This is a genomic window from Streptococcus pseudoporcinus LQ 940-04 (assembly GCF_000188035.1).
Classification (GTDB): Bacteria; Bacillota; Bacilli; order Lactobacillales; family Streptococcaceae; genus Streptococcus; species Streptococcus pseudoporcinus.
In genome coordinates, this window is the sequence record NZ_AEUY02000005.1 from 1054511 (window position 1) to 1071058 (window position 16548).

Here is a 16548-nt window from a genome sequence, read left to right on the forward strand (position 1 = left end):
CAGAGACTGATGTCTAAGGGCAAGGTCTTCATCGTCATCAATAATGAAGTAATAAATTAGGGTGGAACCGCGTTTCGACGCCCCTATGTCTTTGACATAAGGGTGTTTAAATGTGGTTCTTTTTGTATCCACAATTCATACACAGTCTAGGTGCTATAATTTTATTCTTAGAATTGGTCTAGACTTTTACTTGCTTGTAGGGATTATTTGACTGACTTAAGGTTATATCTGTGGGAACATAGTTCACAATCTACAAGGACACAATTTTTAATAATGGAGGAATCACATGTCTAGAAAACTTACTTTTCAGGAGATTATTTTAACGTTACAACAATACTGGAATGATAAAGGTTGCATGTTAATGCAGGCTTATGATAATGAAAAAGGTGCCGGCACTATGAGCCCTTACACATTTTTAAGGGCAATTGGTCCTGAGCCTTGGAATGCTGCCTATGTTGAGCCATCTCGACGACCGGCTGACGGCCGTTATGGTGAAAATCCGAATCGTCTTTATCAACACCACCAATTCCAAGTTGTTATGAAGCCGTCTCCAACTAATATTCAAGAACTTTACTTGGAGTCGCTTGAGAAATTAGGAATTAACCCCTTAGAACATGATATTCGTTTTGTTGAAGATAACTGGGAAAATCCTTCGACGGGATCAGCTGGACTAGGCTGGGAAGTATGGTTAGACGGAATGGAAATTACCCAATTTACCTATTTTCAACAAGTCGGTGGCCTTGCAACGAGTCCGGTTACCTCTGAGGTTACCTATGGTTTGGAACGCCTTGCTTCATATATCCAAGAAGTTGATTCTGTCTATGATATTGAATGGGCTCCAGGCGTCAAATATGGTGAGATTTTCTTGCAGCCAGAGTATGAACATTCCAAATATTCATTTGAAATTTCAGATCAAGACATGTTACTTGAGAATTTTGAGAAATTTGAAAAAGAAGCTGCGCGTGCATTAGAGGAAGGATTAGTTCACCCAGCTTATGATTATGTCCTAAAATGTTCTCATACTTTTAATCTCCTTGATGCCAGAGGAGCAGTTTCAGTGACCGAGCGGGCGGGCTACATCGCTCGTATTAGAAACTTAGCACGTGTGGTCGCTAAAACATTTGTTGCAGAACGTCGTAAACTTGGTTACCCACTCCTTGACGATGCACGTCGCGCAGAATTACTAAAAGAGGAGGCAGAATAATGACAAAAAACTTATTAGTTGAACTAGGACTTGAAGAGTTACCAGCATACGTTGTAACAGCTAGTGAAAAACAATTAGGACAAAAAATGGCAACCTTTTTGGAAGCTAACCGTTTGTCTTATGAGAGGATACAAACCTTTTCAACACCCCGTCGATTAGCAGTTCGGGTACACGGTTTGACAGACCAACAAGAAGACCTTGTAGAAGATTTCAAAGGACCTTCTAAAAAAATTGCTCTGGATGCTCAAGGAAATTTCACCAAGGCAGCACAAGGCTTTGTGCGAGGAAAAGGTTTAACCACTGATGATATTGAATTCCGCAAAATAAAAGGGGAAGAATATGTATATGTGACTAAGAATGAGAAGGGCAAAGCCGCTCAAGAAGTTCTTATGGGAATTCCTGATCTCCTAGCAAGTCTTACTTTTCCAGTCTCGATGCACTGGGCAAGTAATAGTTTTGAGTATATCCGTCCCGTTCATACCCTAACTGTTTTATTAGACGATCACTTACTTGAGATGCCCTTCCTTGATATTAGCTCAGCCCGTTACTCACGAGGTCATCGTTTCTTAGGAAAAGAAATTGCTATCCAAAATGCTTTATCTTACGAAGCAGATTTAAGAACTCAGTCTGTTATTGTTGATCCTCTTGAACGGCAACAAATGATTCTTAATCAAATAAAAGAGTTGGAAAAAGAGCATCACATCCAGGTTGATATTGATGCTGATCTTTTAAATGAGGTACTCAATTTAGTTGAATACCCAACGGCTTTCCTTGGTACTTTTGATACCAAATACCTTAGTGTTCCAGAAGAAGTATTGGTAACCTCAATGAAAAATCATCAGCGTTATTTTGTTGTTCGTGACCAATCAGGCAAGTTATTGCCAAACTTTATCTCTGTTCGTAATGGGAATGCCCAATATATAGAGAATGTTATTAAAGGTAATGAGAAGGTCTTGATTGCACGTTTGGAAGATGGTGAATTTTTCTGGCGCGAGGACCAAAAGCTAAAAATCGAAGACCTTGTTGCTAAATTAGAAGATGTCACTTTCCATGAAAAAATTGGTTCATTAGCTCAGCATATGGAAAGAACAGGCGTTATTGCTAACTACTTAGCAGAAAAAGCAAATCTAAGCGCAGAGGAAAGTAAAGCTGTTGAACGAGCTAGTCAAATTTATAAGTTTGATTTATTAACGGGTATGGTTGGTGAATTTGATGAGCTACAAGGGGTAATGGGGGAAAAATATGCCCTCTTAGCTGGTGAAGACCCGTCGGTTGCTACAGCCATTAGAGAACACTATTTACCCAGCTCAGCAGATGGTACATTACCAGAAACAAAAGTTGGTGCTATACTAGCATTAGCTGACAAACTTGATACCCTATTATCTTTCTTCTCAGTCGGTCTCATTCCTAGTGGTTCGAATGATCCATACGCCCTTCGTCGTGCTACTCAAGGCATTGTTAGAATTTTTGAAGCCTTTGGTTGGGATATCCCAATGGATCAATTAATTGCAAATTGTTACCAGTTGTCATTTGCAGACTTCTCTTATACCCATCAAGAAGAAGTTATGACTTTTATTGCTGCTCGTATTGAAAAAATGATGGGAAGTAGCATTCCTAAGGACATTAGAGAGGCTGTTTTGGCAAGCACTCATTATCAAGTTCCAGAAATGTTAGCAACGGCTCAGGCCCTAGTAGCTGCTTCTAAAACAAGTCACTATAAAGTGGCTGTCGAAAATCTCTCTCGGGTCTTTAACCTTGCAGCTAAGGTTGATACAGAAGTGACTATTAATCCAAATATATTTGAAAACCAAGAAGAAAAAGAACTTTATCAGGCAATAGTAGACTTGCAGTTAGAAGGTCATGCAGCTCATAAATTAGAACAACTTTTCGCCTTGACCGACAAAATTGCTGCTTTCTTTGACCATACAATGGTTATGGCAGAAGATAGGGAAATCAGAAATAACCGTCTAGCCCTATTAACTGAATTGGTAGAGAAAGCAGAAACTGTTGCCCAATTTAATCTTCTAAATACCAAATAAGAAACTTTTAGAGTGAAAGAAAAGAGAGGTCAGTGATGGATCCTAAAAAAATTGAACGGATAAATGAACTAGCAAGAAAAAAGAAAACAGTTGGTTTGACCGGAGCAGAAAAAGTCGAACAAGCTGAATTACGACAAGAGTATATTGAAGGTTATCGTCGCTCAGTCCGTCATCACATTGAGGGAATTAAAGTGGTTGATGAAGAGGGAAATGATGTGACCCCAGAAAAGTTGAGACAAATTCAACGAGAAAAAGGCTTACACGGCCGTTCCCTTGACGATCCAGAATCATAAAAGTTAGAGAATTTTCTAACCAGATTGAAGAAAAAGTCCAATTTAGACTATTTTCTTCAATCTTTTTTGTTGGACTCGGCACTGAAAATGTCTACGGCTGCCAATGTTATAGTGCTTCTAAAAGTTATTATGAGTCTTGAGGCTTATAAAATGTCCAAAAACTTAACTTTTTACAGGTTTATTGACCTCCGGAAGTTAGAGAATTCTCTGCGGCTTTTATTTTTTATCACAAATTTCTTGGGTAATTGAAATTTATGATAATACACTTTAAAATAAATTGGTTATAATAGTATTATTAAAAAAGAAAACGCTTACTCAAGGAGGAAGACACATGCCAGAAGAAAAGTACATAATGGCTATTGACCAAGGGACAACGAGTTCCCGAGCAATTATCTTTAACAAAAAAGGTGAAAAGATTGCCAGTAGTCAAAAAGAGTTTCCGCAGATTTTCCCTCAGGCAGGCTGGGTAGAACATAACGCCAATCAGATTTGGAATTCAGTTCAGTCAGTTATTGCTGGAGCTTTTATTGAATCTAGTATTAAACCAAGTCAAATTGAAGCAATTGGTATTACAAATCAAAGGGAAACTACTGTAATTTGGGACAAAAAAACCGGTGTGCCAATTTATAATGCTATTGTCTGGCAGTCACGTCAAACTGCTCCTATCGCGGATCAATTGAAAGCGGATGGCTATACTGATATGATTCACGAAAAAACAGGATTGGTTATTGATGCCTATTTTTCTGCTACGAAAATAAGATGGATTCTTGACCATGTTCCAGGTGCCCAAGAAAGAGCAGAACGAGGGGAGCTTCTTTTTGGAACAATTGATACTTGGTTAGTTTGGAAACTGACTGATGGTGCAGCCCATGTGACGGATTATTCAAATGCAGCGAGAACCATGCTGTACAATATTAAAGAGTTAAAGTGGGATGAGGAGATTCTATCTATCTTAGATATTCCCAAAGCCATTCTCCCTGAAGTTAAGTCCAATTCAGAAATTTATGGTAAGACAGCAGGTTTTCATTTTTATGGAGGAGAAGTTCCTATTTCCGGTATGGCGGGTGACCAACAAGCTGCCTTGTTTGGACAGTTAGCATTTGAACCGGGAATGGTAAAAAATACTTATGGTACGGGATCATTTATCATCATGAACACTGGTGAAGATATGCAATTATCAGAAAATAACCTTCTGACCACTATTGGATATGGTATTAATGGTAAGGTCTACTATGCTTTAGAAGGGTCTATTTTTATTGCGGGAAGTGCTATTCAATGGTTACGTGATGGATTAAGAATGATTGAGACTTCTCCTGAATCTGAAGAATTAGCAATGGCTTCAACTAGTGATGATGAAATCTATGTAGTTCCAGCCTTCACCGGTCTAGGGGCACCTTATTGGAATTCCAATGCGCGTGGATCTGTTTTTGGTTTGACAAGAGGCTCTACCAAAGAAGATTTTGTAAAGGCAACCTTACAATCAATAGCCTATCAGGTTAGAGATGTTATTGATACTATGCAAATTGATTCTGGAATTGATATCCAACAACTGCGGGTTGATGGCGGAGCTGCTATGAATAATCTATTAATGCAGTTCCAAGCTGATATTCTAGGGAAAGATATTGCGCGTGCAAAAAATTTAGAAACGACTGCCTTAGGTGCGGCTTTTCTCGCTGGTTTAGCTGTAGGCTATTGGGAAGATCTCGATTCGCTAAAAGAGTTGAATGCAACCGGTCAATTATTTAAGGCAAGTATGAATGAGTCACGTAAAGAAAAACTGTATAAGGGTTGGAAAAAAGCTGTTAGAGCTACTCAGATTTTTGCTGACAATCAAGAAGACTGATAAAGGAGGAAATAATGGAATTTTCAAGTGAAACAAGGCGATTAGCTATCCAAAAAATGCAAGAACGGCATTTGGATTTACTTGTCATTGGAGGAGGAATTACAGGTGCCGGCGTTGCCCTCCAAGCGGCTGCTAGTGGTCTAGATATAGGTTTGATTGAAATGCAAGATTTTGCTCAAGGAACCTCTAGTCGCTCCACTAAATTAGTTCATGGTGGTCTACGCTATTTGAAACAATTTGATGTAGAGGTTGTGGCTGATACTGTTACAGAGCGTGCTGTTGTTCAACAAATTGCGCCGCACATTCCTAAACCAGATCCAATGCTCTTACCAGTTTATGATGAGCCAGGTAGCACCTTTAATATGTTTAGGCTAAAAGTAGCTATGGACTTGTATGATTTATTAGCTGGCGTGACGAATACAGCTGCCGCTAATAAAGTGTTAACAAAAGAGCAAGTTCTAGAAAGACAGCCCAATCTTCAAACCGAAAATCTTCTAGGTGGAGGTGTCTATCTCGATTTTAGGAATAATGATTCACGGCTAGTCATTGAAAATATTAAAAGAGCCAATCGAGATGGGGCCCTGATTGCCAGTCATGTAAAGGCAGAAGATTTCATTTTTGACGATTCTGGTAAAGTGACGGGCTTAGTGGCTCGAGATTTACTGACCAACGAAGAAATTCGTATCAAGGCTAAGGTTATCATTAACACGACGGGACCTTGGAGTGATACTGTTCGTAATTCTTCAAATAAAGGGAAAGAGATAAAACAAATGCGTCCTACTAAGGGGGTTCACCTTGTTGTAGATCGTCGCAAGTTAAATGTTGACCAACCTATTTATGTTGATACTGGCCTAAATGATGGCCGTATGGTGTTTGTCTTACCACGTGAAGAAAAAACCTATTTTGGAACAACAGATACAGATTACACTGGAGATCTTGAACACCCTACTGTTACACAAGAAGATGTTGATTACCTCTTAGATATTATCAACAGACGTTTTCCTGATGCCCATTTAAGTATTATGGATATTGAAAGTTCTTGGGCTGGTCTACGTCCTTTATTGTCAGGAAATAGTGCATCAGACTATAATGGTGGAAATAGTGGCAAACTTACTGAGGACAGCTTTAACCACCTTCTCGCCACCTTCCAAGACTATGTGGATAAAAAAGTTGACCGTAGCACTTTAGAAAAAGCAATTGGCTCTGTTGAGTCAAGCACCTCTGAAAAACAATTGGACCCTTCAGCAGTTTCTCGTGGCTCTAGCTTGGAGCGTGATGAAAATGGTCTATTCACCCTTGCTGGTGGTAAGATTACTGACTACCGTAAGATGGCAGAGGGGGCATTGAAAGCTATTATTGACGTTTTGACCAAAGATTTTGGTAAAAGCTTTAAATTAATCAATTCAAAAACTTATCCTGTCTCTGGTGGAGAAATCAATCCTGCTAAAGTTGAATCAGAATTAGAAACCTATGCTCAATTGGGGACCTTAAGTGGTCTATCAATGGAAGATGCAAGGTACTTAGCAAACTTATATGGTTCAAATGCTCCAAAAGTGTTTGCGTTGACTCGTAAAATTAAGGCGGCTAAAGACCTGACCTTAGCTGAAACATTGTCTCTTCATTATGCAATGGATTATGAGATGACCTTGAGACCAACCGACTATTTCTTGAGAAGAACAAATCACATGCTTTTTAATAGAGATCACTTGGAAGAATTAATTGACCCCGTCTTATTAGAGATGGCTAAGCATCTCAAGTGGAGTGAAGAACAAAAACAAACTTATGAGAAAGAACTAAGACAAACCATTAAAGATAATGATTTAGAGATATTAAAAAGAGATAGGAGTCAGGACTAATGGATGTATTTGGGGAATTTTTGGGAACAATTTTATTGATTTTATTAGGGAATGGAGTAGTCGCTGGGGTAGTTCTTCCTAAAACAAAAAATAACAATTCAGGCTGGATTGTTATTGCAATGGGTTGGGGAATAGCTGTAGCAGTTGCGGCATTTGTTTCGGGGAAGTTAGCACCAGCCCATTTAAATCCTGCAGTCAGCATAGCTTTCGCACTCAATAAAACTATTACTTGGGGAACCGCTTTGATGTATATTGTAGCGCAGATGCTAGGGGCTATGCTAGGTTCAATCCTTGTCTTTTTACAATACAGACCACATTATCAGGTTGCAGAAAATCCAGCAGATATCTTGGGGACATTTGCAACTGGTCCTGCTATCAAGGATACACTTTCTAATCTCTTGAGTGAAATTTTTGGAACATTTGTATTAATGTTAGGAATCTTGTCTTTTGGTTTATATCATATGCCAGTTGGCTTAGGAACCTTATGTGTAGGAACTTTAATTATTGGTATTGGTTTGTCCTTAGGTGGGACAACTGGTTATGCCATTAACCCAGCACGGGATTTAGGCCCGCGGATTATTCACGCCATCTTACCTATAAAACATAAAGGAGAATCTGATTGGTCATACTCTTGGATTCCGATTATAGGCCCAATTGTGGGTGCTAGCTTAGCTGTCTTATTGTTTCAAATAATGAAATAATAAAAGAAAGCTCAATCAGAAGATTGGGCTTTTTACTGCTTGAAGTGGAATTAAACATTAGAATTGATATAATGACATTATGACTAACAAAATACATATTATCGGGGCTTCTTTTTCAGGATTGGCTTGTGCTGAAAAATTAGCACAGTTATTACCAGATACTCAAATAATCCTGATTGATAAAGACCAATCATCTGATTATATTCCTAATGGATTGAATGACTATCTTCGAGGGAACATCACCCACTTGTCTCAAGCTATGTGGCAGGGTTCAACACCTTCAAAAGTAAAAAATATTGTTCGATTGTATGCTGAAGTTGTTACGATTGATCCTGAGAAGAAAGAGCTTATTTTAAAAAAGGATGACCAGGCTCTTCTTTTTGAACCCTATCAATTATTAGTTTGTGCAATGGGCTCTGAGGCAAAGTCAAACTTTATTAAAGGTAGTGATAGAGATGGTGTTATAACAACAAAATCATATCGTGATAGTCGAGAAGCTCTAACAAAAATTGAAGAAAGTCAAAAAATCCTAGTGGTTGGAGCAGGTGTTATTGGATTAGATTTTGCTTATAGTTTAGCTCAAAAAGGGAAGGAAGTTACTCTTGTTGAGGCTGCAAATGATATCAACTTTCACCAGTTTGACACTGATATGATTGCTCCTGTCCGTATGAAAATTGCTCAAAAAGGGATCTCCTTAGTAACTCATGCTCGTGTAACGGAAATTAGGGACAACCAAGATGGAAGTCTGTCGATTTTTACAGATTGTGGGCAATCTTATACAGGAGATATAGTGGTGCTGGCTGTCAATTTCAGACCTAATAGTTTACTCTTAGAAAATATCGTTGACTGTCATTTGGATAGAACGATTAAGGTTGATTCTGTTATGAGAACCTCAGATCCTAATATTTATGCGATTGGCGATTTGATTGCATTGAAGCATTCGGTGATTAATTTTCCTTATTACAGCCCTTTAATTAGTCATGCTATCAGAACTGGGCAATATTTAGCCTATCATCTTGCAGGAATTAGCTTAGCTGGGCTTAAAATGACCAAGCTATCAGGAAGTTTTAACTTTGACTATTACCAATCAAGTGCTGGTCTAACTGAAGAGGAAGGTTCCTTATATCATCCGTTGATTAGTTATTGCTACAAAGCAGAATCAAGTAAAGACGGTTCTCTGATTTGGATTAAATTGATTGCAAAGCAGGAAAATGGTCAACTTGTAGGCTGTCAAATGATATCAGAGTGCAATAATTTATTGCTGGCTAATTATGTCTCCCAGGCAATTACGTTAAAGCAGAAAGATTCTGATCTCGCTTTTCAAGATTTTATTTTTTTAAAAGGGGAAGGGGAGTTAGCTTATCATTTGCATGAGGCTGCCGTAAATCTTTTTGAAAAGAGGATTTCCCTATGAAAATAGAGCAGCTTATGGATAAGGAAAGAAAGGCTCAGTATCAGATTCTATCTTATCTTTATAAACGTTCAGAGAAGGTGCCTCAAAGAGAATTGTTGGAGGTAAGCAAGTTATCAAAGGTTACCTTATTAAAATATTTAGATAATATAAACAATTTATTTAGGTTAGAGCACCTATCCTTTTACATTAGCTTTGAAAATGAAGGTGTGATAATCATTGATGATAATCAATTCACTTGGCAACAAATTATCATGGTATTGTTAAAAGATTCTATCCCATATAAACTATTGAGGTACTTTTTTACTAACGAGGACTTTAATGTAACCTTTTTGGCACAAAAGTTCCTAATAAGTGAACCCACTTTCAATCGTTACCTAGCACATATCAACGCTTGTCTTGAAGAGTTTGATATTTCAATTTATCAGGGGAAACAAACAGGGAGTGAGCTTCAGTGGCGGTATTTTTACTATGAGCTATTTCAGTTAACGCTCACTAAGCAAGAGCAAGATGAGATGACTAAAGACCTTGATTTTGAACAGTTGAATCGCTTGATTGAAAGGTTTATTGGTTCAGAAATTGCAAGAGATCAACTAGAGCAATTGGCTCTATGGCTGACGATTTCTCAAAAGCGTTTCCATTTTCAAAAAGAAAAGGACCTTCCAAGTCATTTCAAATTTGACTATATTAACAATAATATTTTTTATAAGCGACTTGACCGTCTCATGCTTCATTATCTTAGTAGGTATGCTATTGAATTTAATCGTTTTGAATCAAAAAGCTTATTTATCTTTTTACATTCTCATCCGATTTTGCCCATTCATTCAATGGAATTTATCCTTGGTTTTGGAGGGCCAATAGCAGATAACATTTCGGAGGCAATATGGCTTTTACGAAAAGCAAATATTATTTCGAATAAAGCAAAGGAAGAGATTATTTATGGTTTAAGCCTTTATTTTTCTAAAGCTTTTTTCTTTAAAGGAGCGATTCTGGGTAAGGTTCAGTCTGTAGATGCTTTATACCAGTTGCTTCCAAGCGATGAGAGGGATAAAATGGAGCTTGTTGTAAGGCATCTCTTTATATTGATTGGCAATAAAAAGATACTAAATTCAGATTTCTCGACAAGCTTAAAGATAGACTTGTTAGAATTATTGATTTTTTCAATTGAGAGACAGCATAACCCATTACTTATTGCCTTGGATTTTGGTTCACAATCCGTAAAAAAAGCTATCGTAGAGTTAAGTATCGGAAGATATTTAGACAATAACAGAAATTATCATTTTGAAGCTTACAATCCGCTACATCACTATGACTGTGTTCTTTCTTACGGTAACTACCATAGTCAAACCAACTATCCGCATTTTCATTTAAAATCTTATATGTCTCCTCTTGAGTTGAACAACTTACAGTTATTTTTAGAGAATAAGTTAAAAGATAAAAATAGTTTCGCAAAGGAAAACTATCAAAGGGAGAAGAGGAGGTCTAATTTTGAACACTAACTTGTGTAATAGTTGGTCTTTATAATCATTGTTGAGCTTTTTATAATAGTTATATCGGATTCAAAGTAAATTTTAATACATATTGGAGGTAAAAAGATGAAATTTTTTCTAGATACTGCAAATGTTGAAGCTATTAAAGCAATCAACGAGCTTGGACTTGTAGACGGAGTAACAACAAACCCAACCATTATTTCAAAAGAGGGCCGTGATTTTGAAACTGTTATTAAAGAAATTTGTGATATTGTTGATGGCCCGGTATCAGCCGAAGTTACAGGGCTAAGCACTGATGAGATGGTCAAGGAAGCGCGTGAGATTGCTAAATGGCATCAAAATATCGTCATTAAGATTCCTATGACTATGGAAGGACTAAAAGCAACTAACATTCTTTCAAAAGAAGGCATCAAAACGAATGTAACCTTAGTCTTTACAGTTTCACAAGGCTTAATGGCCATGAAAGCAGGAGCAACTTATATCAGTCCATTCATTGGTCGTTTAGAAGATATTGGCTCAGACCCTTATCAATTAATTGAAGATCTAAGAGAAATTATTGATATCTTTGGTTATAAGACTGAAATTATTTCTGCCAGCATCCGAAATGCTGCCCATGTAGAAGCTGTTGCTAAGCTGGGCTCAGATATTGCAACGATTCCTGACGCAGTCTTTGGGAAGATGGTTAAGCATCCACTGACAGATAATGGGATTGATCAATTTATGAAAGATTGGGCTTCCTTTAAAAAATAGACAGTTAGGAGACCTAGTAACACATGAGCTACTAGGTTTCTTTGTGGGCTCTTTTAAGGAATTCAGAATTTCGCTAAAATTTAGTCACGAAATATGATACAATAGAGAACGGAAAACGTTTTACATTTAGTAGTGATACACAGAAAGGTTTTTAACTTATGACATTTGATGCAGTTGACCAGTTGGCAGTAAACACTGTCCGTACACTTTCAATGGATGCAATTCAAGCCGCAAATTCAGGGCATCCAGGTCTTCCAATGGGAGCAGCTCCAATGGCTTATGTTTTATGGAATAAAGTCATGAATATCAATCCTAAAACAGGCCGTAACTGGACAAACCGTGACAGATTTGTCTTGTCTGCTGGGCATGGTTCCGCAATGCTTTATAGCTTGCTACATTTAGCAGGTTATAATGTGACCAATGAAGATCTTAAAAACTTCCGTCAATGGGGCTCTAAAACTCCAGGACATCCAGAAGTTAACCATACAGATGGCGTTGAAGCAACAACTGGTCCACTTGGCCAAGGAATTGCTAATGCAGTAGGTATGGCTATGGCAGAAGCTCATCTTGCAGCAAAATATAATAAACCTGATTTTAACATTGTTGATCATTATACTTACGCTCTAAACGGTGATGGCGATTTGATGGAAGGTGTCAGTCAAGAAGCAGCTAGTCTAGCTGGACATTTAAAACTTGGCAAACTCATCCTGTTTTATGATTCTAATGATATTTCATTAGATGGACCAACATCAATGGCTTTCACAGAATCTGTCAAAGGACGTTTTGAAGCCTATGGCTGGCAACATATTCTTGTTAAAGATGGCAACGATTTAGAAGCAATTGCTAAAGCCATTGAAGCAGCCAAAGCTGAAACTGAAAAACCAACCATCATCGAAGTTAAAACAATCATTGGTTTTGGTGCGGAAAAACAAGGAACCTCAGCAGTACATGGGGCTCCACTGGGAGCAGAAGGAATTGCCTTTGCTAAAAGAACGTATCAATGGACTGCAGCAGATTTTGAAGTACCAGCCGAAGTTACAAAACGCTTTGAAGAAGAACTTCAAACACGTGGTGAAAAAGCTGAAAATGCTTGGAATGAACTTTTTGCTAAATACCAAGCAGAGTACCCAGAATTAGCCAAAGATTACTTAGATGCTTTTGCCAATGAAGCTATCTCAGTAGACTTAAAAGCACATGAAGTGGGTACTTCTAAAGCAAGTCGAGTATCAAGTCAAGAAGCTATCCAACAAATCTCAGAACAAGTTGCTTCATTCTGGGGCGGCTCAGCAGACCTTTCAGCTTCAAATAATACCATGGTTAAAGTTGAAAAAGATTTCCAACCTGGTCAATATGAAGGTCGGAATATTTGGTTTGGTGTCCGTGAGTTTGCCATGGCGGCAGCTATGAATGGTATCGCTCTTCATGGTGGAACACGTGTGTACGGTGGAACCTTCTTTGTCTTCTCAAACTACCTTTTACCAGCCGTTCGGATGGCAGCTCTTCAAAATTTACCGACTATGTATGTCATGACACACGATTCTATTGCTGTTGGTGAGGATGGACCAACTCACGAACCAATTGAACAATTGGCAAGTGTTCGGTCAATGCCAAACTTAAACGTTATCCGTCCGGCTGATGGTAATGAAACCAACGCTGCTTGGAAACATGCTTTGGCTGAAACTGATAAACCAACAATGTTGGTGCTTACGCGTCAAAACTTACCGGTTCTTGAAGGAACAGCGGACTTAGCTGAAGAGGGAATTAACAAAGGTGCCTATATTCTTTCAGATGCCAAAGGTGATCTTGATGGGATTATCATTGCCACAGGTTCTGAAGTGAAACTTGCTATCGATACACAGGCTGCGCTAGCAGAAGAAGGAATTCAGGTGCGTGTGGTCTCAATGCCATCACAAAATATCTTTGATGAGCAAGATGCTGACTACAAGGAAAGTATTTTACCGGCAGCAGTAACTAAACGTCTTGCGATTGAAGCTGCATCAAGCTTTGGTTGGGCAAAATATGTCGGCTTAGCAGGTAAAACCTTAACAATTGATACTTGGGGAGCGTCAGCACCAGGTAATCGGATTTTTGAAGAATATGGCTTTACAACTGAAAATGCTGTAAGTCTTTATAAATCATTATAAAGAAGAATAACGAGTTGTTGGGATAACAACTCGTTATTTTAAATTGTTCGTGTTTTTAACAGAACGAAACGACAATGAATGATTTATCTTGACAAAGAGCTACTATTTCTGTAAGATCAAAATATATTGTATTAATTAAAAAGTACAAAAAAGGGGATGAAATGGAAAAACGTTGTCAAGAGTTATATGATCAGATAAAACGGGCTTATGATTATCCAGAAAACAGGGAAAATCGTGAATTGGCTCAGTGTCTTTTAACGGCATCAAATCAATTGATTAAAAATCAGAACCCTATATTAATAGCTAGAGAGTTAAATAATCAGATGGATACTTATTTTATTCAAGATAATGAGCATTTGCCCAAATCTCTAGTCATCTTGAAGGATGCTTTAAAAAATTTTATTGAAATGTAATGAGGATATTAGCAGGGGGTTATTATGATTGAATTTAAACATATTTCTAAACTATACGGAGAAAAAGAAGCATTAAGTGATTTAAACTTAACGATTAAAGATGGGGAAATATTTGGACTTATTGGCCATAATGGAGCTGGAAAAACAACGACTATTAGTATTTTAACTTCCATTATCGAGGCTAGTTATGGAGAACTCTTGGTGGACGGGCAAGAGATAACTGTCAATCGCGATCTTATCAAAAAGAAAATCGGTTATGTTCCAGACTCACCAGATTTATTTTTAAATCTAACAGCTAGAGAATATTGGCAGTTTTTGGCGAAAATCTATGATGTTAGTGATGAGGACTATAATCACCGGATCCAAGAGCTTAGTCACCTTTTTGACATGCAAGATGAATTGGATAACACTGTTGGTAGTTTTTCACACGGGATGCGTCAGAAAGCAATTGTCATCGGAGCTTTGATTTCAAATCCAGCTATTTGGATTCTAGACGAACCCCTCACTGGATTGGATCCTCAAGCTTCCTTTGATTTGAAAGAAATGATGCGAGACCATGCTAATTCTGGTAATATTGTCTTGTTCTCTACTCATGTCCTTTCTGTAGCAGAGCAACTATGTGATCGTATTGGTATTTTAAAACAAGGGAAATTAATTTTTGTAGGAACTATTGATCAGCTAAGAGAACGTTATCCAGAAAAAGACTTGGAAACAATCTACCTCGAGTTAGCAGGACGACACTCAAAGGAAGAGGTGATCTAGATGAATTGGACAACTGTTTGGGAATTGGTAAAGATTAATATTCTATATTCCAATCCCCAAGCCTTAACGGCTTTAAAGAAAAAGCAGGCAAAAAAACCTAAGGCTAATTTTAGCGCCTATAAGTCCATGCTGAAAAATCAAATCATGATGTCTATCATATTCCTATTTATTTATGTTTTCATGTTTTTAGGGATAAATTTTAGTCGTTATCCAGGATATTTCTCTTTTTATATCGCTTTATTTTTTGTGATGTCAACGATAACGGCGTTTACAGCGCTATATACTATTTTTTATGAAAGTAATGACGTTAAACTATATGTTCATCTTCCTATTAGAGCGAGTGAACTTTATCTAGCGAAACTTTTTTCATCAATAGGTATGGGTTCGCTCTTCTTGATGCCCTTGCTTTCCCTTTATTTCATTGCTTATTGGCAAATGAAAGGCATTATCATAGCCATTCCGATGGCTATGATAATGTTTCTGCTTACCTTTTTTAGCTCTAATGTAATTGCTATTTATCTTAATGCCTGGGTTGGAAAAATAATTGTTAGGTCTCCAAGACGTAAGTTAATTTCCACACTCCTTTTGTTTGTTTCTACTATTGGAGCAGTTGGACTGATATTTTTCTTAAATGTGACTAATAATAGTAAGATGATGCAAGGAGCAGATCTCGTTGATCGGGCGCTTGTTCCTTATTTTAGAGGATTTTATGATGTCATGGTGCAACCTTTTGGGGCGAATGCCTTCATTCATTTCTGGTTACCACTCGCCATACTCTTTTTAATGGCCTATGGCATTGTGACAGGAATCATGCCTAAGTATTACAAAGAGGCGCTCTATACTGGTGAATCTAGGAAAAAGGGCAAAGTCAATAAAAAAGGAAAAACAAAAGAGACTTCTCAAGCAAAATCCTTAAAAAGGTTAATGCTTAAACATCATTTATCGACCTTGCAAGACTCCAACCTGTTGATTCAAACTTATTTAATGCCTTTGATTTTTGTTGTTAGTTTTATGGCACCAATGATGAATATGAAAAATTCACTGACAGATTTTTTAGGCTATGACTATTTTGGGGTTTCCTTTTTGGTAGGGGGAATTATCGCAGCCATGGCGACCAATTCAAGCACCTTCATTGGTGTCGGTTTATCCTTAGAAAGAGATAATTTCACTTATATAAAGAGCCTACCAATCCCTCTCAAAGCTTTTGTAAGAGAAAAATTTTATTTCTTACTATTATTGCAAATTAGTGTTCCCCTTATTTTATATATTGTTATTGGTGCACTACTAGGCTTCCACTACCTAATGATTTTAACAATGGCCTTAGGTTTCATTCTCGTTTCCTTTATTCAAGGACAATACATGTATATGAGAGATATCAAATACCTCACTTTGGACTGGCAAAACTTGACACAGCTCTTTACGAGGGGCGGTAGCCGGTGGTTGACAGTTTCCTTGATATTTGGCTCTTTAATAGTAGGTTCAGGCTTAATCATTTTGGTTATTTTCTTGTCTTTGGCAACAAAGGAAGCTTTGTTAATAAACAGTCTTTTGTTCTTTGGACTAATTATTTTACTAGCAGTTAGTCAATTTATTCTTACAAAGCGTTTTTGGGACAGAATAGAGTCACTTCTTGCTTCCTAAA

At 37.6% G+C, this 16548-nt stretch carries 13 protein-coding genes; all 13 read left to right on the forward strand.

The features are described from left to right. The first annotated feature begins 286 nt into the window (after positions 1 to 286). The 13 genes from glyQ to STRPS_RS06610 all read left to right on the forward strand — a co-directional run bounded on the left by glyQ (position 287) and on the right by STRPS_RS06610 (position 16547). Positions 287 to 1204 carry a glycine--tRNA ligase subunit alpha gene (gene glyQ / locus STRPS_RS06550; protein WP_007894462.1) on the forward strand — a complete coding sequence of 306 codons (918 nt, stop codon included), beginning with the start codon at positions 287 to 289 and terminating at the stop codon, positions 1202 to 1204. Then, entirely contained in the window at positions 1204 to 3243 is a 2040-nt protein-coding gene (gene glyS / locus STRPS_RS06555) for a glycine--tRNA ligase subunit beta (RefSeq protein WP_007894460.1), read from the forward strand. The genes glyQ and glyS overlap by 1 nt, the downstream gene beginning before the upstream one ends. A gap of 35 nt (positions 3244 to 3278) precedes the next feature. Then, positions 3279 to 3536, forward strand: coding sequence for a DUF896 family protein (locus tag STRPS_RS06560; RefSeq protein WP_007894527.1), 258 nt, complete (start codon positions 3279 to 3281; stop codon positions 3534 to 3536). A 331-nt stretch (positions 3537 to 3867) separates the two neighbouring features. Next, the gene (glpK, locus tag STRPS_RS06565) at positions 3868 to 5379 is read left to right on the forward strand and encodes a glycerol kinase GlpK (RefSeq protein WP_007894491.1); all 1512 of its coding nucleotides are present in this window, start codon (positions 3868 to 3870) and stop codon (positions 5377 to 5379) included. A gap of 14 nt (positions 5380 to 5393) precedes the next feature. Then, positions 5394 to 7235 (forward strand): type 1 glycerol-3-phosphate oxidase, encoded by a 1842-nt coding sequence (gene glpO, locus STRPS_RS06570; protein WP_007894567.1) that lies wholly within the window; start codon positions 5394 to 5396, stop codon positions 7233 to 7235. Next, positions 7235 to 7936 (forward strand): MIP/aquaporin family protein, encoded by a 702-nt coding sequence (locus STRPS_RS06575; RefSeq protein WP_007894478.1) that lies wholly within the window; start codon positions 7235 to 7237, stop codon positions 7934 to 7936. The genes glpO and STRPS_RS06575 overlap by 1 nt, the downstream gene beginning before the upstream one ends. Before the next feature lie 79 nt (positions 7937 to 8015). Continuing rightward, positions 8016 to 9350 (forward strand): NAD(P)/FAD-dependent oxidoreductase, encoded by a 1335-nt coding sequence (locus STRPS_RS06580; protein WP_007894534.1) that lies wholly within the window; start codon positions 8016 to 8018, stop codon positions 9348 to 9350. Then, on the forward strand, positions 9347 to 10846 hold the full coding sequence (locus tag STRPS_RS06585) for a helix-turn-helix domain-containing protein (protein WP_007894469.1): 1500 nt from the start codon (positions 9347 to 9349) through the stop codon (positions 10844 to 10846). The genes STRPS_RS06580 and STRPS_RS06585 overlap by 4 nt, the downstream gene beginning before the upstream one ends. Before the next feature lie 96 nt (positions 10847 to 10942). Then, positions 10943 to 11587, forward strand: a complete 645-nt coding sequence (fsa, locus tag STRPS_RS06590) for a fructose-6-phosphate aldolase (RefSeq protein WP_007894542.1) — start codon at positions 10943 to 10945, stop codon at positions 11585 to 11587. Positions 11588 to 11745: 158 nt separating this feature from the next. Next, positions 11746 to 13731, forward strand: coding sequence for a transketolase (gene tkt / locus STRPS_RS06595; protein WP_007894529.1), 1986 nt, complete (start codon positions 11746 to 11748; stop codon positions 13729 to 13731). A gap of 161 nt (positions 13732 to 13892) precedes the next feature. Next, positions 13893 to 14144, forward strand: coding sequence for a bacteriocin immunity protein (locus tag STRPS_RS06600; protein WP_007894446.1), 252 nt, complete (start codon positions 13893 to 13895; stop codon positions 14142 to 14144). A 24-nt stretch (positions 14145 to 14168) separates the two neighbouring features. Further along, positions 14169 to 14906 carry an ABC transporter ATP-binding protein gene (locus STRPS_RS06605; protein ID WP_007894434.1) on the forward strand — a complete coding sequence of 246 codons (738 nt, stop codon included), beginning with the start codon at positions 14169 to 14171 and terminating at the stop codon, positions 14904 to 14906. Further along, entirely contained in the window at positions 14907 to 16547 is a 1641-nt protein-coding gene (locus STRPS_RS06610; protein ID WP_007894474.1) for a hypothetical protein, read from the forward strand. Position 16548: the final 1 nt, after the last annotated feature.

Excerpts from the sequence above, each read along its gene's own strand:
- glyQ (WP_007894462.1), top strand. The coding sequence starts at position 287 with ATGTCTAGAAAACTTACTTTTCAGGAGATTATTTTAACGTTACAACAA.
- glyS (WP_007894460.1), top strand. The coding sequence starts at position 1,204 with ATGACAAAAAACTTATTAGTTGAACTAGGACTTGAAGAGTTACCAGCA.
- STRPS_RS06560 (WP_007894527.1), top strand. The coding sequence starts at position 3,279 with ATGGATCCTAAAAAAATTGAACGGATAAATGAACTAGCAAGAAAAAAG.
- glpK (WP_007894491.1), top strand. The coding sequence starts at position 3,868 with ATGCCAGAAGAAAAGTACATAATGGCTATTGACCAAGGGACAACGAGT.
- glpO (WP_007894567.1), top strand. The coding sequence starts at position 5,394 with ATGGAATTTTCAAGTGAAACAAGGCGATTAGCTATCCAAAAAATGCAA.
- STRPS_RS06575 (WP_007894478.1), top strand. The coding sequence starts at position 7,235 with ATGGATGTATTTGGGGAATTTTTGGGAACAATTTTATTGATTTTATTA.
- STRPS_RS06580 (WP_007894534.1), top strand. The coding sequence starts at position 8,016 with ATGACTAACAAAATACATATTATCGGGGCTTCTTTTTCAGGATTGGCT.
- STRPS_RS06585 (WP_007894469.1), top strand. The coding sequence starts at position 9,347 with ATGAAAATAGAGCAGCTTATGGATAAGGAAAGAAAGGCTCAGTATCAG.
- fsa (WP_007894542.1), top strand. The coding sequence starts at position 10,943 with ATGAAATTTTTTCTAGATACTGCAAATGTTGAAGCTATTAAAGCAATC.
- tkt (WP_007894529.1), top strand. The coding sequence starts at position 11,746 with ATGACATTTGATGCAGTTGACCAGTTGGCAGTAAACACTGTCCGTACA.
- STRPS_RS06600 (WP_007894446.1), top strand. The coding sequence starts at position 13,893 with ATGGAAAAACGTTGTCAAGAGTTATATGATCAGATAAAACGGGCTTAT.
- STRPS_RS06605 (WP_007894434.1), top strand. The coding sequence starts at position 14,169 with ATGATTGAATTTAAACATATTTCTAAACTATACGGAGAAAAAGAAGCA.
- STRPS_RS06610 (WP_007894474.1), top strand. The coding sequence starts at position 14,907 with ATGAATTGGACAACTGTTTGGGAATTGGTAAAGATTAATATTCTATAT.